The sequence below is a fragment of the Actinomadura rugatobispora genome (assembly GCF_055379765.1).
The window spans coordinates 10431858-10452485 of record NZ_AP029191.1; the positions used below are offsets into that span (position 1 = coordinate 10431858).

Genomic DNA, 20628 nt, shown 5'->3' on the forward strand with positions numbered 1-20628 from the left:
GGTCGGATCATGGAGACCGCGACGACGTACGGCGCACGGGCCCACGCCCGCGCGCAGGAGGGGGCCCGGGCCGAGGCCATGCCCGTGGTGCCCGCCACCGACTGGCCCGATCCGCCCCGCGACGCCGGCCGCCTGGTGTGGGCGGAGACGGTGGGGGGCGGCGGCTACGCCCACAGGGTGCTCGCCCGCGGCACCGAACTGAGGCTGACGGATCTGCGCGGGGACGCCTGCGCCCACCTGCTGCTGTTCGTCGCGGACCGCCCGTGGGAACGGCTCAACACGGCCGACACGGTCAAGGTGCAGTGGAACGCCTACCTGGGCGAGGGGCGGCTGCTCCTGTCCGACCAGGGCCGCGTCCTGGCCTCCGTGGTCGCCGACTCGTCGGGACGGCACGACGCGCTGTGCGGCACCTCGACCCTCGTCCGCAACACCGAGCGGTACGGCGACGGGACGCCGCAGTCCGCGACCCCGGCCGGGCGTGAGCTGTTCAAGCTGGCCGCCCTCAAGAACGGGCTCGGGCCCCGCGACCTGCCGCCCTCGCTGTCCTTCTTCCAGGGCGTGGAGGTGGGGAAGGACGGCGCCCTCGCGTTCACCGGCTCGGCCGGCCCCGGCGCCTCGGTCACTCTCCGCGCCGAGCAGGACCTCACCGTCCTGCTCGCCAACGTCCCGCACCCCGTCGACCCCCGGCCGGACTACCGCAGCACCCCGCTGGAGGTGCTTGCCTGGCGGGCGCGCGCGACCGGGCCCGGAGACGCGCTGTGGGACGCCTCCCCGGAAGGCCGCCGCGCCTTTCTCAACACCACGGAATTCCTCGCCGCGAGGGGGCTCGCATGACCACGGACACCTCCACCACGGGGACCGGCACGGTCGTGCCCGCGAGGGCGGCCTGGTCCGCGGTGGTCCCCGCGGGTCACCTGCTCACCATCACCGACCTGCACGGCAACCAGGCGGTCGACTTCCTGGTGTACGACGCCCACGACACCGCGATCCGCTACAGCGCGCCCGACACCGTCCACGCCCAGGGGAGCATCTTCCTGACCACGGGCACCGTCCTGCTCTCCAACGAGCACACCCCGCTGATGACCGTCGTCGAGGACACCTGCGGCCGCCACGACACGCTGGGCGGCGCCTGTTCCAAGGAGTCCAACACCCTGCGCTACGGCCACCACACATGGTCGCAGCACGCCTGCGTGGAGAACTTCCTCGCCGAGGGGGCCCGGCACGGCCTCGGCAAGCGCGACCTGGTCCCGAACATCAACTGGTACATGAACGTCCCCGTCGAGAAGGACGGGACGCTCGGCATCGTGGACGGCATCTCCGCTCCCGGCCTGGAGGTCGTCCTCAGGGCGGAGGCCGACGTCCTGGTGCTGGTCTCCAACTGCCCGCAGATCAACAACCCGTGCAACGGCTTCGAGCCGACCGCCGTCCGGATGACGGTCGGCCCCGGCGGGTCGGCGGCCGCATGACGCCCGCCTTCGAAACGCTGCTGGTCGCCAACCGGGGCGAGATCGCCGCCCGGATCGTCCGCACCGCGCGTCGGCTCGGGCTGCGCACGGTCGCGGTCTTCTCCGACCCGGACCGGGCCGCCGAGCACGTACGGCTGGCCGACGCGGCGGTACGGCTCGGCCCGGCCCCCGCCAAGGAGTCGTACCTGGACGCGGAGCTGGTGCTGAAGGCGGCGGTGGAGACCGGCGCCGGGGCGATCCACCCGGGCTACGGGTTCCTGTCCGAGGACGCGGAGTTCGCGCGCGCCTGCGAGGCGGCCGGGATCGCCTTCGTCGGGCCCACGCCCGAGCAGCTGGAGCTGTTCGGCGCCAAGCACACCGCGCGCGCCGCCGCGGAGGCGGCGGGGGTGCCGCTGGCCCCGGGCACGGGGCTGCTGTCCGGCCTCGGCGCCGCGCTCGGCGAGGCCGGCCGCATCGGCTACCCGGTGATGCTGAAGGCCACCGGGGGCGGGGGAGGCATCGGCATGCGGGCCTGCCACGGCCCGGCGGAGCTGGAGGACGCGTGGGAGGGCGTGCAGCGGGTCGCCGCCGCCTCCTTCTCGTCCGCGGGCGTGTTCCTGGAACGGCTCGTCGAGGACGCCCGCCATGTCGAGGTGCAGGTGTTCGGCGACGGCGTGGGGAAGGTCGTCACGCTGGGCGACCGCGACTGCTCGCTCCAGCGCCGCAACCAGAAGGTGGTCGAGGAGGCGCCCGCGCCGGGCCTGCCGGACCGGGTCCGCAGGGAGCTGGCCGACGCCGCCCGCGCACTGTGCGCGTCGGTTGACTACCGCTCCGCCGGGACGGTCGAGTTCGTGTACGACGCCGCCCGCGAGGAGGCGTACTTCCTTGAGGTCAACACCCGCCTCCAGGTGGAGCATCCGGTCACCGAGGAGATCTACGGCGTCGACCTGGTGGAGTGGATGCTGCGGCTCGCCCAGGGGGACACGGCGGTGGTCCGTGAGCCCGGCCCCCCGCGCGGCCACGCCGTGGAGGCCCGCGTCTACGCCGAGGATCCCGCACGCGACCACCGGCCCAGCGCCGGTCTGCTCACGCGCGTCTCCTTCCCCGAGGACGTCCGCGTCGACTCCTGGGTGGCGGCCGGTACGGAGGTGACCACGGCGTACGACCCCATGCTGGCCAAGGTCGTCGCGCACGGCCGCGACCGCGCCGAAGCCCTGGACCGGCTGGACGCCGCGCTCGCCGCGACCCGGGTCGACGGCATCGAGACCAACCTGGGCCTGGTGCGGGCAGCGCTCGCCCACCCCGGAGTGCGGGCGGCCCGGCACTCCACCGCCACCCTGGCCGCGGTCACCGACCCGACACCGCGCATCGAGGTCGTCTCGGGCGGCACGCTCACCACCATCCAGGACTGGCCGGGCCGCACCGGGTACTGGCAGGTGGGCGTCCCGCCCTGCGGCCCCATGGACGACCTGTCGTTCCGGCTCGGCAACCGGGGGCTGGGCAACGAGGAGGGCGCACCGGGCCTGGAGTGCACGCTGCAGGGCCCGGCCCTGCGGTTCACCCACCCGACGACGGTGTGCGTCACCGGTGCCCCGGCGCCGGTGAGCGTGGACGGCGGCCCGGTCCCGCAGTGGGAGCCGGTGAACGTCCCCGCCGGGGCGACCCTCCGGATCGGCGCCCCGGAGGAGTACGGCCTCCGCACGTATGTGCTGTTCGCGGGAGGCGGCCTGGACGTGCCGGACTTTCTGGGGAGCGCCTCCACGTTCACGCTGGGCCGCTTCGGCGGGCACGGCGGCCGGGCGCTGCGCACTGGCGACGTCCTGCACGGCGGTACGGCGTCCCGCGCCGGACGACCCGTGCCGCAGGCCGACCGTCCGCTGTTCGGCGGCGCCTGGGAGATCGGGGCGGTGGAGGGCCCGCACGCAGCACCGGAGTTCTTCACCGAGGACGACGTCCGCGACTTCTACGCCGCGTACTGGAAAGTCCACTTCAACTCGGCCCGCACGGGGGTGCGCCTGGTCGGCCCCAAGCCGCGCTGGGCCCGCCCGGACGGCGGCGAGGCGGGCCTGCACCCGTCCAACATCCATGACACGCCGTACTCGGTGGGCGCGGTCGACTACACCGGCGACATGCCGGTGCTGCTCGGCCCCGACGGTCCTTCGCTGGGCGGCTTCGTCTGCCCGGCGACGGTCGCCAAGGGCCAGCGCTGGAAGCTCGGGCAGCTGCGCCCGGGGGACACGGTCCGGTTCGTCCCGCTCACCGTGGACGCGGCCACCGCCCTGCGCCGCACGCCCGCGGCACGCCCGGTCGCGGACCGGCCGGAGATCGTGGACGGCGGCGTCCTGGCCCGGCGCGGGGACGTGACGTACCGGCGCGGCGGGGACGACAACCTGCTGGTCGAGTTCGGCCCGATGGAGCTGGACCTGGCGCTGCGGATGCGGGTGCACGCGCTGATGGAGGCGGTCGGGGCGGCCGCGCTCCCGGGCGTCACCGACCTGACCCCCGGCATCCGCTCCCTCCAGATCCAGGCCGACCCGGACGTCCTGCCCCAAGGAGAGCTGCTGGGCCACGTGCGCCGCATCGAGGCCGCCCTGCCCCCGACCGACGAGCTGGTCGTGCCGTCGCGCACCGTCCACCTGCCGCTGTCCTGGGACGACCCGGCGACGCGCGAGGCCATCGCCCGGTACATGGCGGGGGTGAGAGACGACGCCCCCTGGTGCCCCTGGAACATCGAGTTCATCCGCCGCGTCAACGGGCTTCCGTCCGTCGAGGACGTCCACCGCACCGTTTTCGACGCCGAGTACCTCGTCCTGGGGCTCGGGGACGTCTACCTGGGCGCACCCGTCGCCACGCCGCTCGACCCCCGCCACCGCCTCGTCACCACCAAGTACAACCCGGCGCGCACCTGGACGGCGGAGAACTCCGTCGGCATCGGCGGCGCCTACCTGTGCGTGTACGGCATGGAGGGGCCGGGCGGCTACCAGTTCGTGGGCCGCACCACGCAGGTCTGGTCGAGCTGGGGGCGAGGGGAGGCGCCCTGGCTGCTGCGCTTCTTCGACCGCATCAAGTGGTACGAGGTCGGGGCCGGCGAACTCCTCGAACTCCGCGCCGACATGGCCGCCGGCCGGTTCACGCCCCGGATCGAGGAGGGCGAGTTCGCGCTCGCCGACCACCGCCGCTTCCTCGCCGCGAACGCCGCGTCGATCGGCGCGTTCCGCGCCCGGCAGGCGGCGGCGTTCACGGCGGAACGGGACGCCTGGGAGGCCGCGGGCGAGTTCGCCCGCGCCGAGGAGGCCGCCGCGCCCGCCCCCCCGCCCGCCGAGATCGCCGTCCCGCCCGGCGGGCACCTCGTGGAGGCCGAGTTCGCGGCCTCCGTCTGGCAGGTCGCCGTCGCTCCCGGCGACACGGTCACGGCGGGCCAGGCGCTGCTGGTGCTGGAGGCGATGAAGATGGAGGCGCCGGTCTGCGCGCCGGCCGACGGCGTGGTCGCCGAGGTCCTCGCGGTGCCCGGCGTCCAGGTCGACCCGGGCACGCCGCTGATCGTCCTGGCCCCGCCCGAACCCGCGCCGGCCGCGTCCGTACCGAGCGAAAGGCACGCGCACCGATGATCGACCGCTTCACCGCCCGCGTCCACGCGGCCTACGACCGCATCGCGGAGGTCGACCGCCCCGAGATCTGGATCGGGCTGCGGCCCCGCGCCGAGGTCGCGGCCGAGGCGGCCCGGACCGACCCGGCGCTTCCCCTCGCCGGGCGGCTGCTCGCCGTCAAGGGCAACATCGATGTCGCCGGCCTCCCGACCACCGCCGGGTGCCCCTCGTACGCCTACGAACCGGCCCGGGACGCGCCGGTGGTCGCGCGCCTGCGCGCGGCCGGTGCCGTCGTGATCGGCACCACCAACCTGGACCAGTTCGCCACCGGCCTGGTCGGCACGCGCTCGCCGTACGGGGCGGTGCGCGGCGCCGCCGACCCGTCCAGGGTCGCCGGCGGTTCGAGCTCGGGCTCGGCCGTCGCCGTGGCGCTCGGGATCGCCGACCTGGCCCTGGGCACCGACACCGCGGGCTCCGGGCGGGTCCCGGCGGCGTTCAACGGGATCGTCGGGCTGAAGCCGACACGCGGCCTGGTCCCGGCCGAGGGCGTCGTGCCGGCCTGCGCGAGCCTCGACTGCGTGACGGTCTTCGCCCGGACGCTCGCCGAGGCCGAGCGGGCGCTCGCGCACATGGTCACCGGCGCGGGCGACCCGCTGGCCCGCGCGCCGGGGCCGTGGCGGATCGCCGTTCCGGACCCCGCGCGGCTCGGCGAGCTGGACGAGGGCTGGGCCGAGGCGTTCGGCGCCGCCGCCGCGCGCCTCGAGACGGCCGGGGCCAGCCCGCGGCCCGTGGACCTCGCCCCGTTCACCGAGGCGGCCGCGATGCTCTACGAAGGCGCCTTCGTCGCCGAGCGCTACACCGCGGTCGGGCGCTTCATCGACGAACGGGCCGCGCAGGGCGCCCCGGACCTGGACCCGACCGTCGCCCGGATCATCCAGGGCGCCCGCGACGTCCCGGCCCACCGGCTCTTCGCCGACCGGGAGAGGCTGGCCGCGCTCCGCTCCCGCGCCCTCGCCGCGCTCGGCGACGCCGACGCCCTGCTGCTGCCGACCGCGCCCGGCCACCCCACCCTCGCCGAGGTCGCCGCCGACCCGCTGGGCGCCAACGCCCGCCTCGGCCGGTTCACCAACTCCACGAACCTCCTCGACCTGGCGGCGGTCGCAGTGCCCGCCGGGACCGTGCGCGGCCTCCCCTTCGGCGTGATGCTGATCGGCCCGGCGCACACCGACGATCGGCTCGCCCGGATCGCCGCGCTCCTCACCCCGCCCGCCCGCGTCGCCGTCGTCGGCGCGCACCTGACCGGCCAGCCCCTCAACCCCCAACTCCTCGCGCTGGGCGCGCGGTTCGACCGTACGACCACCACGGCGCCCTGCTACCGCCTGTACGCGCTGCCCACCGATCCGCCCAAGCCGGGCCTGGTACGGGTTCCCGAGGACGGCGCCGCCATCGAGGCCGAGGTGTGGGAGATCCCGCCGGAGGGTTTGGGCGGCCTGGTCGCGTCCCTTCCCCGCCCCATGGCCCTGGGCAGCGTCGAACTGGCGGACGGCAGCCGGGTGCCGGGGTTCCTCTGCGAACCCGCCGCGCTGCCCGGCGCCGCCGACATCACCTCGTACGGAGGCTGGCGCCCCTACCTCGCCGGCTAGCGCCGGGCGGGGGCTCACGGCCACGCCGGCGGTTTTGTCGCAGCGGCCCGCTAATGTGCCTGCGGGCGGTACGGGACGGCGAAATCCGGGGCAGGGGCGTTTCCGCTCCGCATGCCGCCGGCCTTCCCTGGTCGCTCGCCGAGCAGGTTTTCACCGTCGAAAGGGCGCTCCGATGAGCCGTGGCACCCGCCTGTCGGACCTGCGCCGCCTGATGGCGGAAGAGCCGGCCGACCCGGAGGTGGTGGAGCAGGCCCGGCGGCGCAAGGAGTCCGCACTGCTGGACTTCGGGGTCGGGCAGAGCGCGGTGGCGTCCTGGCTGTACGCCAAGTGCCACCACCACATCCCGACCACCGCGATCCCCACCGCCGCGGTGGTCGCCACCGGCGACGGCGGCTGCGCCCTCCTCTACAACCCGTACTTCTTCGCGGAACTGGACTTCGACGGGGTCAAGTTCGTGCTGTTCCACGAGGCCCGGCACCTGATGCACCGGCACCTCCACGTGGACGAGGAACTGCGCTCCGACCCGACGTTCACGCTGGCCGCCGAGGTGGCCATCAACCATGTCGCCCTGCGCCGGCTGGGCCGGTCCAGCCTTCCCACGATGCCGCGCGACGGGCCACCGGAACCGGTGGGCGTCGACCCGGAGGCGGTCTACCGGGCGTACCAGGACGACCTGAGGCGCCAGGGCCTGTCCGCGCTGCCGTACGACGAGTTCATCCACACCGACCTCACGGTGTACGGCGAGCTGCGCCGGATGAAGGCGCTCGACGAGCCCGTGCCGGCGTACTGCGTCCACATGCGGGGCGAGCCGAATGACGTTCCGATGGACGCCGAGACCGTGGAAGGGCTGGGCACCGAGGTCCTGCGCGAGGTGATGCAGGCCGCGCTGCGAGGCGGTCCGGCGCGCGGCGAGCTGCTCGACCTGGCGGACCGCACGGCCGACGGCGGGGAACGCCTGAGCCGGCTGTGGGGCGGCCTGGGCCTGGACAAGTTGCGCGGCACGACCCCGAAGACCCGCCGCGTCGACTGGTGGCAGCGGTGGCTGGTCGACGTGCTCACCTCGAAGCTGGCCGAGAGCGACCGGCTGGTCTACCCGAAGAAGCACGGCGCGATCCTCCTGGCGCTGGGCCACGACCCGATGCTGACCCGGCGCGGACCGGAGCGGACGAAGGTGGTCCTCGTCGCGTTCGACACGTCGGGCTCGATGCCGGACGCCGTGGTCGAGTGGCTGACCACCCTGGTCGGGCAGACCGACGGGGTGGAGAGCCACTGGCTCAGCTTCGACGGCGTCGTGGTGCCGTTCGTCCCGGGGGAGCGGGTGGTGGGCGGGGGCGGCACCGACTTCCAGAACGTCGTCGACTACGCCGAGGGCCGGCTCGAGGTGAACGGCGCACGGCTCGAGGCGGAACCCGACGCGATCATCATGGTGACCGACGGGTACGCGTCCCACGTCACCCCCGCCGACCCCGGCCGCTGGATCTGGCTGATCACCGACGACGGCGACGACTGGCCGGAGCGGCACCACCCCCCGATGGCCTGCCATCGGGTCACGTCCGGACGACGACAACCGAGGAGAAGCCAGTAGTGGCCGCCGCCGAACCGCCCCGAGCGGACCGAACGACCGCACCGAGGCTCGAGAAGTTCATCGACGCGATGATCACCACCGGCCAGACCGGGCAGATCTTCGGCGAGCACGGCATCGGCAAGACCTCCACGTTCGTGTCGTACATCCCGAAGCGGTTCCCCGGCACCACGCTGGTGGTCCTGCCCGCGGCCAACCTCGCCCCGGACGACCTGCTCGTCAACGCCCCGGTGCGCGACGAGCGCAGCGGAGAGCTCGCACTCCGCCAGCTCATCATGCGGCAGCTCGTCCCCGGCAAGCAGTTCGTCCTGCTCATCGACGACTCGCTGCAGGCCGGCAGCACGGTGCAGTCCCAGCTCATGCAGATCGCCTGCGACTGGACCCTGGGCGAGTACGACCTGCGCGAGCTGGGCTGCGTCGGGGTGTTCCTCACCGACAACGAGGCGCTGGCCGAGACCAGCGCGCGCCGGTCCGACCTGGCGATCCTGGACCGGATGGTCACCATCAGGCTGACCGCGAACGACACCGCGTGGCGGCAGGCGCTGGCCGAACGGTATCCGGACTGGGATCTGCGCGAGGTGTTCCGGCAGTGGGCCTCCCTCGGCCCGCACCTGCGCCGGCTGCTGTCGCCGCGCACCCTGCAGCACGTGCTCGACTGCGCACGCGGGGGGTTCCCGCTGACCTGGGGGCTGCCGTTGCTGAACGGCCGCCGGCTGGCGCTGGCCGAGGAGGGCAAGGACGGCGGGCCGGGCCGGGACCGCACCGCGGAAGTGCTCGACGGCATCGCCGCGGCGGTCGGGGCGGGCAACCCGGACACCCTGGCCGACCCGGTCCGCCGCATCCTGCGGGCCGCGATGACCCACCGCTGGGCGGTGCTCCTGCAGGGGCCGCCCGGGTGCGGCAAGACGCAGATCACCAAGCAGATCGCGCGGGAGGAGACCGGGCGCGACCCGGTGTACTTCTCGCTGCCGGTGACCAACGTCGAAGACCTGTGCGTGCCGGTGCCCACCCCCGACGGGTCGCTGGAGGCGATGCTCGCCCGGTCGCTGCTCGACCCGGAGCCGAAGGTGCTGGTCTGGGACGAGTACAACCGGCCGAAGGACAAGGCGACCTTCGCCAAGCTGATGGAGATCACCCAGGAGTGGACGCTCGCCGGACGCCCGCTCCCCGGCCTGCGGGCGCAGGTGGCACTGCAGAACCCGCCCTACCACCTGGGCCGCAAGATGCTGGTCAGCGCCAACAACGTGGCCCAGGCCAGCCGGTTCACGATCAGCTACGAGGTGCTCCCGGACGACATCCCGGCCAACGAGTGGCTGATCTCGACGTACGGGGAGACGGCCGAGACGGTCCTGGAGTGGTGGAAGAACGACATCGACGACGAGGGCCGCGACTGGGTCACCAAGCGCACCCTGGAGCGGCTGATCAAGCTGCACCGGGCGGACATGCCGCTCGAGCCGGGCCTGATCTACCTCGGCGACGGCGAGTACGCCCCGGTGCCGCTGTCCGGGCTGGAGGCCCGCCTGGCGGGCCGGTCCCAGATCGGGCTGACCGAGCTCGCCGGCGACTGCCGGCGATGGGAGGCCCGGCTGGCGGCCGCCGCCGAGATCAGCGAGGAGGGCACCAACGACACCGACCTGGTCCACCAGGTGTTCTCCAACGCCGAGGTGTCCCAGCTGGAGAGGCATCTCGACGTGGTGGCGCGGCTGCTGCCGTACCTGCCGCCGAAGCTGCGGGCCACCTACATGGTCGGGCAGAGCGCGGAACGGCAACGCTTCTGGATGGCCGCCCTGACCCGGATGGCCGAGCTGCCGGCGCGGCGTGCGCCGCGGCCACGGCAGTCGGCCAGATCCTGAAGCGTCTCCGATGACTAGAAGGACACCGGTGCGACCGGCGTCCTTCTAGTCATCGTCCTCGTTGTCTTCGTCATCGTCCTCGTCGTCATATTCGTCGTCTTCATCGTCTTCGTCGTAGTACTCCCAGTCGTAGTCGATGTCGTCGTTCTCGAAGGGGCGGATCATCGGGACGGACACGGTGGACTGCTCGTGATCCACCATCCAGGTGTTGCGGAAGAAGTCGAACCTCAGGTGGAAGCAGCCGGCGGTCTCGGCGAACAGGATCGGCGGGACGAGGAAGTGCGCCACGTCGACGGTGGCCGCGGTGGTGACGAAGGTCTCGGCCGGGGGAACGGGGGGACCGCCCTGGCAGGAGGCGAAGTTCACCGGTGTCGGCGACTCCTTGCCGAGAACGTGGATGCGGTCGCCCTCGACGACGAACATGTCCGGGTCGAGGTGCAGGTCCTCGCCGAGCATCAGGACGGGCGCCGGCAAGATGTCCGCCTTCGCGGAGTCCTGCGCGCGCGTGTAGTGCTCGATGACGTCGGCGTTGCGCGTGGTGTCGAAATTGGGTCCGAGCAAGCCCCCGTCGCAGATACCGCAGGCACAGTCGGGCAGCGCGTCGGTGGAGGGCTTCTCCGGCTCGGGGAACAGCATGGACTTGTCGAACGGTGCGAGCGGTGACTCCGCGCGTTTGTCCCTGAGGAATTCGGGGATCCAGTCGACGCCGTCGGCCTCGATCACCGTCGAGTCGCACTGGGCGCGGAACGCGGTGTCGCCGACCTTGCAGTTGAAGTAGTCCAGAAGCGTGATCGCGGCGCATTCGGCGAGCGAGAGCCCGCCGCCCTTCGGGAACCAGAAGTCGTAGCCGTTCGCGACGAAATCGACGCCGCGGAACCGCTTGTGGACGAACGGCTCGGCGGCGGTTCCGGGGGAGAGGCCGCCGTTCCAGTGCGCCGCTGCGACCTGGTTGTAATAGGCGTCGGCGTGGCGGGCGAGTTCAGGGGCGAAGACGCTCTCGCCGGTGAGGTAGCACGCCTTGCTGAACAGCGCGCCGATCTCGGGATCGTGCGTGACCTCGGGGTCGGTGAAGACGAGTTCGGTGCGCAGGAAGACCTTGCGGCCGTCGCGGTAGGGTGCGCCCTCGTGCTCGTACCGCTGATCGAAGATCACGCAGGTGAAGGGCCCGATCTCCGCCAGCGCCGCGCCGCCGGTGAGGTCGAGGACGGGTGAGCCCGAGCCGCCGGTGAGATAGAGCAGCATCGTGTAGCGCGAGACGTGCCGCCGCGCGGCGTCGTAGTAGGGCGTGTCGCGGTGGCGGTGGAAGTTGGCGTCGCCGGGCTCGAAGCGGTTGCACCGGAACACGGGGTTCACGTGCGAGAAGCCGTCGAGCAGCGGCTCGGGCATCGCCTTGGCGACCGCTGCGCCGAGCGCCTCGGCGAGCAGGGCGGAGTGGAAGATGAAGCGGTCGCCGCCGCGCGAGGCGGCGTTGAGCGGCGGAACGTAGAGGTCCAGCGCGTCAAGGCCCTCCAGGCACGCGCGGGCGGAGGCCGGGAGCCGCAGCGAGAACGAGTGCGCGTCCTTCGTGAACTCCTGCCGCTCCGTGAGCTCGAACTCCAGCCCGGCGCCCGCGAACAGGTCGTCCAGCGGAAGGATGTTCTCGAACGTGCGGAACGACAGCTCGCGCGGATCGACGAAGACGGCCGCCAGGTACGGCGCGGCCTCGCTGGGCCGGGCGAACACCTCGCGCACGCCGGCGTCGATGCGCTCGGCGTCGACGAACCGCACCTCCTTGAAGCGCGCGGTCGGATGCCAGCTGATCGCCAGTCCGTCGAGCGTCGCGGCGGGCTCGGCGTCGGTCGCGTCGACCTCGGCGCGGTAGCGGGCGACCTCGGCGGCGGGGGCGCCCCCCTCCGACAGGGCGAAGAAGCGGTCGCGGAGCTCGACGCTCACACAGTCCTCCAATAGCTGCGCAGGGCGGGCGTGAGCCGGGGTGCGGACGCGAGGATCTTCGCGCCGACGTCTCCGACGTCGGCGCCGTACAGCAGCAGCCGCCGGAGCGAGCCGATGAACGGCGCGTCGAGCAGGGCCTGCGCCCCCTCCTCGCCGATCTGGTTGTAGCGAAGGTCGAGCTCGGTGAGCCCTTCGAGCTGATGGAGCGAGCGCACACCCTCGGCGGTGAGCGCGTTTCTCTGGAGGCGCAGGCGGCGGACGCCGCGGAAGCACGGGGACGCCGTGAGGGCCGCCAGACCAGTGTCGCCGATGCGGCAGTACCGCAGGTCGAGCGTCTCGATCCGCCCCGTCGCGTTCGAGGCGGCCAGGGCGCCGGCGTCGGACGCCTCGCCGCGCAGGTACGCCGAGACGGCGAGGGCCTGCGCACCGAGGGCGCCGATGCGCAGGTAGGAGAGATCGAGCTCGACGAGGCGGCCGAGGCCGAGCGTCGCGAGCGCGCCGGTCTCGACCGACGCGGCCGGCTTCGGCTCGGCGGCGTCGCGGAGGTCCTCGTCCCAGCCGTACTCCCCGTCGTCGGCGACCGGTCGGATCCCCAGCGCCGTCACGAAGGGGGCCCGCAGGGCCTGCTCGATCACCACGGGCGCGCCGTCGGACCATTCGACGGCGACCTTCACGGGGAATCCGTACCGGCGCGCCAGGACGGTGACTCCCGGCGGCAGCTCCGCGTCCCAGCTCCGCTCGTGCTCCCGCACCAGCGCGGCGATCTCACGCTCCACGGCATCGCGATCGGCGGGGCCGACGCGCGTGCGTCGCTGTTCGAGCCGGATCAGCGTGCCCCGGGCGTCGCCCCGCTCCAGAAGCAGCTCACCGTAGGCGAGCCACGAGGCGTGATTCTCGGGTTGATCCCGCAGTGTTCGTTCAAGGGCCGCGACTTTCATTCGGAGGAGGCTAACACCGGCCTCCGACATTCACCTCGACCCCGATGTTTATCACGGTGGGATAACGGACGGGGCGTCCAAGCGGCCGCGCCCGACGCGACAACCGTTTCCGCGAACTGTTTCCGCCCTCAAGTGTCAGGCGGGGAGGCCGACGAGGCGCGCACTCTCGCGCCACAGACGTTCCACGCGCTCCGGGGCGGTGGTGTGCGGCGCGGTCTCGACGGCCCGGCGCTTGACGAAGAACCTGCCCGTCACGTCCTCGACCTCGTCGGCCGTCGCCAGCCACAGCGGGGTGTCGGCGCCGGTGGCGGTCCCGGCCGCGAACAGGCCGCAGAGCGAGCCGAACACCTTCAGCGCGCCGCGATCGTGCCGGTTGAGGCGGCCGCCCTTGATGATGCCCGGATGCGCGCCGTTCACGGTCGTGCGCGTGCCCGCGAGCTTGGACGCCAGCCCGTACACGAACATCGCGTTCATGTTCTTGGTGTGCGCGTAGGCGGTGAACGGCCGGAAGCTCGGCGGCCAGCCGAGTCCGCGGCCGTTGCCCGGATCGAGGTCGCCGGGATCGATCGGGACGCGCGCGAGCCCCCGGGGCGAGCCGCCGACGACCACGAACCGGCGGGGCGCCGTCGTCGGACGTTCGGCAAGGCGTCGCAGCAGCAGGTAGGGGGCGAGGTGGTTGGTCACGAGCGTCCGGTGAAGCCCGTCGGGAGTGCGGTCGTCGAGCGGGGCGATGACCGCGGCGTTGCTCACGACGATGGACGGCACGCGCTCGCCGAGCCGATCCGCGAGCGCGCCCACGGCCGCGAGGTCCGCGAGATCGACCGGTTCGGTCTCGAGGTCGGCTCCCGGCACGGCGCCGGCGATGCGCTCTCGTGCCGCGTTCAGGCGGCCGCGGTCGCGGGCGACGAGGACGACGGTCGCCCCGGTGCGGGCGAGCCCGGCGGCGATCTGCTCACCGATCCCGCCGCTGGCGCCCGTGACGACGGCGAGTTCCCTGCTCATCGGACCACCTCGCCGCTGACTCGCGCGGTGGAGGGCGGGCTGCTCGGCCGGAGGGCGAGACGGAGATCGACGGGTGCGATCACGAGGTTCGGCATCGGCATGCCTTCACGATCGTGCACGTCGGCCGAGGGTCCCAGGTACCCGCAGTACCACCCGGTCCGGGGCACGGGGTGGGATCCTGGCGGCATGAACTCCGGTGAGCTCGCCCGGGCGCTGCGCTCGTGGCGCGACCGTGTGAGCCCGGCCGACGCCGGGCTTCCCGATGTCGGGCTGCGGCGCACCGCCGGACTGCGCCGCGAGGAACTGGCCGCCCTGGCGGGCATTTCGGTCGACTACCTCGTCCGGCTCGAACAAGGCCGCGCACGGAACCCGTCGACGCAGGTGCTGGCCGCGCTCGCCCGCGCGCTGCGCCTCTCGTCCACCGAACGCGACCTGCTCTACCGCGCCGCCGGCGCCCGGCCGCCCGCCGCGGGCGTCGTGCCGCGGCACATCGGCCCGGGGACCGCCCGCGTCCTCGACCGGCTCGTCGACACCCCCGTCGCGGTGTTCACCGCGAGCTGGGACCTCATCACCGCCAACCCGCTCTGGAACGCCCTTCTAGGAGTCGGCGAAGCCGTTCCGCCCCGGGCCGGCAATCTCGTGTGGCGTCACTTCACCGGCGTCCCGAGTCCCATCGTGCACACCGCGGAGGAGCACGACCGGTTCGGCCGGCATCTCGTCGGCGACCTGCGGCACGCGGTCGCGACCTATCCCGACGACCGCGGGCTCGCCGTCCTGGTGGCCGAGCTGCGCGAGACCAGCCCCGCGTTCGCCGAGCGATGGGACGATTTCGCGGTCCAGCCGCGGGTGGCGGAACGCAAGACGATCGACAGCCCGGCCGTCGGTCTCCTCACCCTGGACTGCGACGTCCTGGCGACCCTGGACGGCGATCTCCGCATCGTCGTCTACACCGCTCGCCCGCACAGCGAGGACGCGAGCAGGCTCGATCTACTCCGCGTCGCCGGGAATATCGGGAAATGAACCTTTTTCAGATGAAGGGTATTCACTTTTTCCTTTGTCCGGCCTCATCGTGATCTTGACGGCTTGCTCGGCGGGCCGTGATTCGGCGGATCCGGGCGAAGTATCTGATCGTTTCTGTTGCCAGGCCGGTCGCCCGCTGCTTGGCTTGGCGCATGCGGTTCGAGCGGACGCGCCGGGCGGGCGTGGACCAATGAGGAGCAAGGAAGACGACCGGGTCGGCCTGCCTCCCGTGAACGACGCCGCCGCGGCCAGCTCGGCGCGTGTGCACGACTACCTGCTCGGCGGCAAGGACAACTTCCAGGCCGACCGGGATGTCGCCGCACGGCTGCTGACGCTGTATCCGCGATCGCGGGAAACGGTCGCGCAGTCCCGGGGCTTTCTCATCCGCGCCGTTCGGTACCTGGCGTGCGAGGCGGGAATACGACGGTTCCTCGACATCGGCGCGGGCCTTCCCACCCAGAACAACGTGCACCAGGTCGCGCAGGAGCACGCGCCCGACTCCCGGATCGTGTACGTCGACAACGACCCGATGGTGCTGGTGCACGCACGCGCTCTGCTGGCCTGCGACACCGGGGTGGAGGTCGCCGAAGGCGACGTCCGCGCCCCCGACCGGATCCTGAACGCCCCGGCGGTGCGGCTGCTGCTCGAACCGCGCGAACCGGTCGCCCTGCTCATGGTGGGCCTGCTGGAGTTCATCGCGGACTGCGAGCAGGCCCGCCGCGCGGTGGCGACCCTCCTGGCCGCCCTGCCGTCGGGGTCCTACCTGGTGATCACGCACAGCGTCGACGACGCGCGGTACCGGGACGTCATCCACCAGGCGCAGCATGCCTACGCGAGCGCGACGGTGGCGTTCGTGACACGCCCCCGGGAGCAGATCGTCCGCTTCCTGGACGGGCTGCAGGTGCTCTCTCCCGGTGTGGTCCAGGTCAGCCGCTGGCGCCCGGACACGATCTCACGACCATGCCCCGCCACGGCCGCGGCGGTGGCGCGCAAGCCGTGACGGGACGGGCCTCAGGACGGGCCTCAGGACGGGCTGCTGACGAGGTCCCAGAGGTCCTTGTCCGTCGTCAGGGCCGCCGCCGCGACGCGCTCGTCCCAGTCATGGACGGAGCCGAACTCCGAGCGCCATGCCAGGGCCCGGAGGGTGTAGGCGTGCAGGGGGTGCTCGATCGTCGTTCCGATGGCCCCGTGGACCTGGTGGGCGTTCCGGACGACCGTTGCCGCGGCGTGGCGGGCGCAGGAGGTCGCCACGGCGATGGTGAACGGTGCGGGGCCGCCGTGGACGGCCGCGTCCGTGGCGGCCCTCGCCAGGGACGTCTCGGCGGCCATATCGGCGATCAGGTGCTGGACGGCCTGGAAGCGGGCCAGCGGACGTCCGAACTGCGTGCGTGTGGTGGCGTGTTCGATGGTGAGCCGGAGAACGCCGTCCATCGCGCCGGTCATCTGCAGAGAGCGGGCCAGGGCGCCGCGCAGCGTGAACTCCTCCGCCAGGTGCCCGCCGACCGGGACACCCGGGCGGTCCTCCAGGGAAACGTGGACGTCATCGCGTGCTTCGCCCGCCAGGTTGGTCGCCTGGTCGACCCGCACCGAGCTCGCGGGCACGTCGGCCGCCCGCCAGCCGCCCCCGGCGTCCCAGAGCACCGCGATCCGGTCGGCGTCGCGGGCCCAGGGCACCGCACGCGCGATGCCGTCGCCGTCCAGGACGCAGGCCGTGCGGAGGCTTCCGTCCGACGGCAGGCCCGCCTTCGTCAGCAGCCAGTTCGCCAGCAGGTCGTTCTCGGCGAGCGGGAGGGACACCCCGTGGGACGCCGCCGCGCGCAGCAGCGCGGCGGCCTCGGGCCATCCGGCGCCGCTGCCCCCGCGTTCCGCCGGCGTGGTGAGCCTGGTGAGGCCCAGCGATTCGAGCGTGTCCCACAGCGGACGGGTGGGAGACGCCGGATCGTGGTCGGAGAAGACCGACGCCATCATGTCCGCGAGCGCCGGATCGACGGTCATCGGCGCAGCCCCAGGTCCCGGGCGATCACGCCGCGCAGGATCTCGCTGGTGCCGCCGCGCAGCGTGAATCCGGCGCGTCGCAGCAGGGCCGTGGTCAGCAGCGGCGACGCCGCGCCCAGGCTTTCGGTGTAGTCGACGATGTCGCCCTCCAGGCTCGTTCCGAGCACCTTGACCAGCGCGGCCTCGACGTCGGCGCGCTCGCCCGCCTGGAGCGAGGCCGCCACGCCCCGGGACAGGTGCCGGAGGGCGGCCAGGCGTGCGATGTGGCGTCCGAGGTCGGGATGGCGGGGGAGCGCGCCGCGTCGCGTTCGCGCGACGGTCTCGGTGAGCAGCGGCAGTGTCGACATGAACCGTTCCGGGCCGCTGCGTTCGTAGCCGAGTTCGGAGGTCACCTGGCGCCACCCGTCCCCGACACGGCCGAGCACCCGGTCGTCGGCGACGAACACCTCCACGAGGGCCACCTCGTTGAAGTGCTGCTCGCCGCCCATCGTGACGATCGGTGAGATCGTGACGCCGGGCGAGCGCAGGTCGACGATGAACTGGGCGAGGCCGTCGTGCCGCGCGGCGGAGTCCGGCGGCGCCGTACGGGCCAGGACGAGGATCGCGTGGGCCCGGTGCGCCCCGGTCGTCCACACCTTGGTGCCGGTCAGGAGCCAGCCGCCGTCCGTGCGCTGCGCGCGGGTACGGACGCCGGCCAGGTCCGAACCGGACTCCGGCTCGCTCATGCCGATGGCGAAGTAGCACTCGCCGCGCGCGATCGCGGGCAGGTACGCCTGTTTCTGTTCCTCGGTTCCGTGGGCCAGCAGGGACGGTGCGATCTGCCGATCCGCGATCCAGTGCGCGGCGACGGGAGCCCCGGCGGCGAGCAGTTCCTCGGTGACGGTGAAACGCTCGAGGAAAGTGCGCCCCGCGCCGCCGTACTCCTTCGGAATGGTCATGCCGACCCAGCCGCGGCCGGCCAGGGCACGGGTGAACTCCTCGTCCCAGCCCGCATGCCAGGCGTCGACGGCGGGGGCGAACGCGCGCGACCGCAGGAACGCGCGGACGGACGAGCGCAGATCATCCATCAGCCGCGCCTCCTGATGACGGAACGCCCGACCAGTACCGGTCCCAGCACAGCACCCTCCATCGCCAAACCGACACCGTCCAATTCATCACGATGACCGCGCCCGCGCCAAGACGCGCGGCCGATGTCACCGATAGGCGGTTCCTATGCGGCCGCTCCCATAGGAACCGCCTATTCGAGTGTTCGCCATACGGGCTTTGACCGGTGCCGGGCGCGCACGTTCACTGGTGCGGAAACGAGGAGGAATCGATGAGGGACGCCGTCATCGTGGACGCGGTGCGCACGCCGATCGGGAAACGGAACGGCGCGCTCGCCGGAATCCATCCGGCCGACCTGTCCGCCCACGTGCTGCGGACGCTCGCCGGACGCACGCGGCTCGATCCCGGTGACGTCGACGACGTGATCTGGGGCTGTGTCGGGCAGGTCGGCGACCAGAGCGGCGACATCGCGCGGACCGCCGTGCTCGCGGCGGGCTGGCCGGTCTCCGTCCCGGGGACCACGGTGGACCGCCGCTGCGGATCCAGCCAGCAGGCCGTGCACTTCGCCGCCGCGGGCGTGGCGGCCGGCCACTACGACCTCGTGGTCGCCGGAGGCGTCGAGTCGATGAGCCGCGTGCCGATGGGGTCGGCGGCACGGGACGGCGCCCCGCACCCCGGCAGCGTCCTCGAACGCTTCGGCGTCGACGGCTTCGGCCAGGGCACCGGCGCCGAGCTGATGGCCGCGCGCTGGGGCCTGTCCCGGCAGGTCCTGGACGAGTACGCGGCACGGTCGCACGCCCGCGCGGCCGAGGCCGCCGACCGCGGCGCGCTCGACGGCCAGCTCGCCCCCATCGGCGGGCTGGAGGCCGACGAGGGCGTCCGCCGCGACTCCACCCCCGAGACCCTGGCGGCCTTGAAGACCGCGTTCCGGCCCGACGGCGTCATCACCGCCGGCAACGCCTCGCAGATCTCCGACGGTGCCGCCGCCCTGCTCATCACCTCGAGCGACCTCGCCAGGGCGCGCGGCATGAGGCCCATCGCCCGGGTGCACACCGTCGCGGTCACGGGCGACGACCCGGTCATGATGCTCACCGCCCCCATCGCCGCGACCGCCAAGGCGCTCAAGCAGGCGGGCCTGGGCATCGACGACATCGGCGTCTACGAGGTGAACGAGGCGTTCGCGCCGGTCCCGCTGGCCTGGCAGGCCGAGACAGGCGCGCACGGCGACCGGCTCAACCCCCTGGGCGGCGCCATCGCGACCGGCCACCCCCTCGGCGGCACCGGTGCCGCCTTGATGACCCGGCTGGTGCACCACATGCGCGACCAGGGAATCCGGTACGGGCTCCAGACCATGTGCGAAGGCGGCGGCATGGCCAACGCGACCGTTCTCGAACTGCTCGACACCGCGGAGGCGGCCCGATGAGACGCACGATCTTCACCGCCGAGCACGACGACTTCCGCGCCGTCGCACGGGACTTCCTCGCCAAGAACGTCGTGCCGCACTTCCCGGAATGGGAGGAGGCCGGGCTCGTCCCCAAGGAGATATTCACCCGTGTCGGTGAACTGGGCGTGCTCGGTGTCCAGATCCCCGAGCGGTTCGGTGGCGCCGGCTCCGGCGGTTTCCTGTATCCGGCCATCTGGATGGAGGAGACGGCGCGTGCGCATGTCAATCTCGGCGGCCTCGGCGTCCATGTGAACGTCGTCGTCCCCTACTTCGCCGCGTACTGCACCGAGGAGCAGGGCGAACGGTGGCTGCCGGGGCTCGGCACCGGCGAGCTGATGGCGTCGATCGCGATGACCGAGCCCGGCACCGGCTCCGACCTCGCCGGCATGTCGACCACGGCCGTCCGGGACGGCGGCCACTGGGTGCTGAACGGCGCCAAGACGTTCATCACCGGCGGCGTCAACGCGGACCTGGTCGTCGTGGTCGCCCGCACCGGGCGCGGCGGCGACCGCAGGCAGGGCCTGTCGCTGCTCGTCGTCGAGCGGGGAATGCCCGGCTTCACCCGCGGCCGCAACCTGGACAAGCTGGGCCTGCGCACCCAGGACACCGCCGAGCTGTTCTTCGAGGACGTCCGCGTCCCGGCCGGGAACCTTCTCGGCGAGGAGGGCAGGGCCTTCGAGTACCTGACCGGGAACCTGCCGCAGGAGCGCCTGGCCATCGCGGTCGGCGCGCAGGCCGCGGCGGAGGCGGCGCTCGACGCGACGCTGGAGTACGTGCGGGACCGCCGCGTGTTCGGCACGAGCGTCGCCTCGTTCCAGAACACCAAGTTCGAGCTGGCCGCCTGCGCAACCCGCCTGGAGGCGGGCCGGGCACTGGCGGACCGCGCGCTCGCCGCGCACGAGGCGGGCGAGCTGTCGGCGGCCGACGCCGCCAAGGTCAAGGTGTTCTGCACCGAGCTGCAGGGCGAGGTCGTGGACCGCTGCCTGCAGCTGCACGGCGGCTACGGCTACATGCGCGAGTACCCGATCGCCCGGCTGTACGCGGACGCGCGCGTCAGCCGCATCTACGGCGGCACCACCGAGGTCCTGAAAACGATCATCGCGAAGTCGCTCGGTCTCTGAGCGGTTCCTGACGACGATCCCT

Annotated in this window: 15 protein-coding genes; 10 read left to right on the forward strand and 5 right to left on the reverse strand. The window is 73.0% G+C overall.

What is annotated here, in order from left to right:
- Positions 1-9: 9 nt before the first annotated feature.
- The 6 genes from ACZ466_RS46585 (at position 10) to ACZ466_RS46610 (ending at position 10110) form a co-directional block, all read left to right on the forward strand.
- Positions 10-834: an urea amidolyase associated protein UAAP1 gene (locus ACZ466_RS46585; RefSeq protein WP_378279457.1), complete on the forward strand. Its 825-nt coding sequence runs from the start codon at positions 10-12 to the stop codon at positions 832-834.
- The gene (locus tag ACZ466_RS46590) at positions 831-1466 is read left to right on the forward strand and encodes an urea amidolyase associated protein UAAP2 (protein WP_378279459.1); all 636 of its coding nucleotides are present in this window, start codon (positions 831-833) and stop codon (positions 1464-1466) included. Before ACZ466_RS46585 ends, ACZ466_RS46590 begins: the two co-directional genes overlap by 4 nt.
- Positions 1463-5053 carry an urea carboxylase gene (uca, locus tag ACZ466_RS46595; protein ID WP_464041973.1) on the forward strand — a complete coding sequence of 1197 codons (3591 nt, stop codon included), beginning with the start codon at positions 1463-1465 and terminating at the stop codon, positions 5051-5053. The genes ACZ466_RS46590 and uca overlap by 4 nt, the downstream gene beginning before the upstream one ends.
- Complete coding sequence (locus tag ACZ466_RS46600; RefSeq protein ID WP_378279463.1) at positions 5050-6675, forward strand: allophanate hydrolase; 1626 nt, start codon at positions 5050-5052, stop codon at positions 6673-6675. The genes uca and ACZ466_RS46600 overlap by 4 nt, the downstream gene beginning before the upstream one ends.
- Positions 6676-6847: 172 nt before the next feature.
- Positions 6848-8260: a DUF2201 family putative metallopeptidase gene (locus ACZ466_RS46605; protein ID WP_378279465.1), complete on the forward strand. Its 1413-nt coding sequence runs from the start codon at positions 6848-6850 to the stop codon at positions 8258-8260.
- A gap of 68 nt (positions 8261-8328) precedes the next feature.
- The gene (locus ACZ466_RS46610) at positions 8329-10110 is read left to right on the forward strand and encodes an ATP-binding protein (protein WP_464041974.1); all 1782 of its coding nucleotides are present in this window, start codon (positions 8329-8331) and stop codon (positions 10108-10110) included.
- A gap of 45 nt (positions 10111-10155) precedes the next feature.
- Here the strand turns inward: ACZ466_RS46610 and ACZ466_RS46615 are convergent, their stop codons facing one another.
- The 3 genes from ACZ466_RS46615 to ACZ466_RS46625 all read right to left on the reverse strand — a co-directional run bounded on the left by ACZ466_RS46615 (position 10156) and on the right by ACZ466_RS46625 (position 13982).
- Positions 10156-12042 (reverse strand): hypothetical protein, encoded by a 1887-nt coding sequence (locus tag ACZ466_RS46615; protein WP_378279469.1) that lies wholly within the window; start codon positions 12040-12042, stop codon positions 10156-10158.
- A complete protein-coding gene (locus tag ACZ466_RS46620) occupies positions 12039-12980 on the reverse strand; it encodes a leucine-rich repeat domain-containing protein (RefSeq protein ID WP_378279471.1) in 942 nt (313 codons plus the stop codon). The genes ACZ466_RS46615 and ACZ466_RS46620 overlap by 4 nt, the downstream gene beginning before the upstream one ends.
- A 135-nt stretch (positions 12981-13115) precedes the next feature.
- Positions 13116-13982: an SDR family NAD(P)-dependent oxidoreductase gene (locus tag ACZ466_RS46625; protein WP_378279473.1), complete on the reverse strand. Its 867-nt coding sequence runs from the start codon at positions 13980-13982 to the stop codon at positions 13116-13118.
- A 186-nt stretch (positions 13983-14168) separates the two neighbouring features.
- Here ACZ466_RS46625 and ACZ466_RS46630 point away from each other — a divergent pair, with 186 nt between their 5' ends.
- Both ACZ466_RS46630 and ACZ466_RS46635 read left to right on the forward strand, forming a co-directional pair.
- Positions 14169-15002, forward strand: a complete 834-nt coding sequence (locus tag ACZ466_RS46630) for a helix-turn-helix domain-containing protein (RefSeq protein ID WP_378279475.1) — start codon at positions 14169-14171, stop codon at positions 15000-15002.
- Positions 15003-15192: 190 nt separating this feature from the next.
- Positions 15193-16002, forward strand: coding sequence for an SAM-dependent methyltransferase (locus tag ACZ466_RS46635; protein WP_378279477.1), 810 nt, complete (start codon positions 15193-15195; stop codon positions 16000-16002).
- 23 nt (positions 16003-16025) lie between these two features.
- Here the strand turns inward: ACZ466_RS46635 and ACZ466_RS46640 are convergent, their stop codons facing one another.
- Together ACZ466_RS46640 and ACZ466_RS46645 are read right to left on the reverse strand one after the other, a co-directional pair.
- Complete coding sequence (locus ACZ466_RS46640; protein ID WP_378279479.1) at positions 16026-16997, reverse strand: acyl-CoA dehydrogenase family protein; 972 nt, start codon at positions 16995-16997, stop codon at positions 16026-16028.
- Complete coding sequence (locus tag ACZ466_RS46645) at positions 16994-18064, reverse strand: acyl-CoA dehydrogenase family protein (protein ID WP_378279481.1); 1071 nt, start codon at positions 18062-18064, stop codon at positions 16994-16996. Before ACZ466_RS46645 ends, ACZ466_RS46640 begins: the two co-directional genes overlap by 4 nt.
- A gap of 248 nt (positions 18065-18312) precedes the next feature.
- Between ACZ466_RS46645 and ACZ466_RS46650 the strand changes: the two genes are divergently transcribed.
- Both ACZ466_RS46650 and ACZ466_RS46655 read left to right on the forward strand, forming a co-directional pair.
- Complete coding sequence (locus ACZ466_RS46650) at positions 18313-19464, forward strand: thiolase family protein (protein WP_378279482.1); 1152 nt, start codon at positions 18313-18315, stop codon at positions 19462-19464.
- Positions 19461-20606 carry an acyl-CoA dehydrogenase family protein gene (locus ACZ466_RS46655; protein WP_378279484.1) on the forward strand — a complete coding sequence of 382 codons (1146 nt, stop codon included), beginning with the start codon at positions 19461-19463 and terminating at the stop codon, positions 20604-20606. Before ACZ466_RS46650 ends, ACZ466_RS46655 begins: the two co-directional genes overlap by 4 nt.
- The last annotated feature ends 22 nt before the right edge of the window (positions 20607-20628 follow it).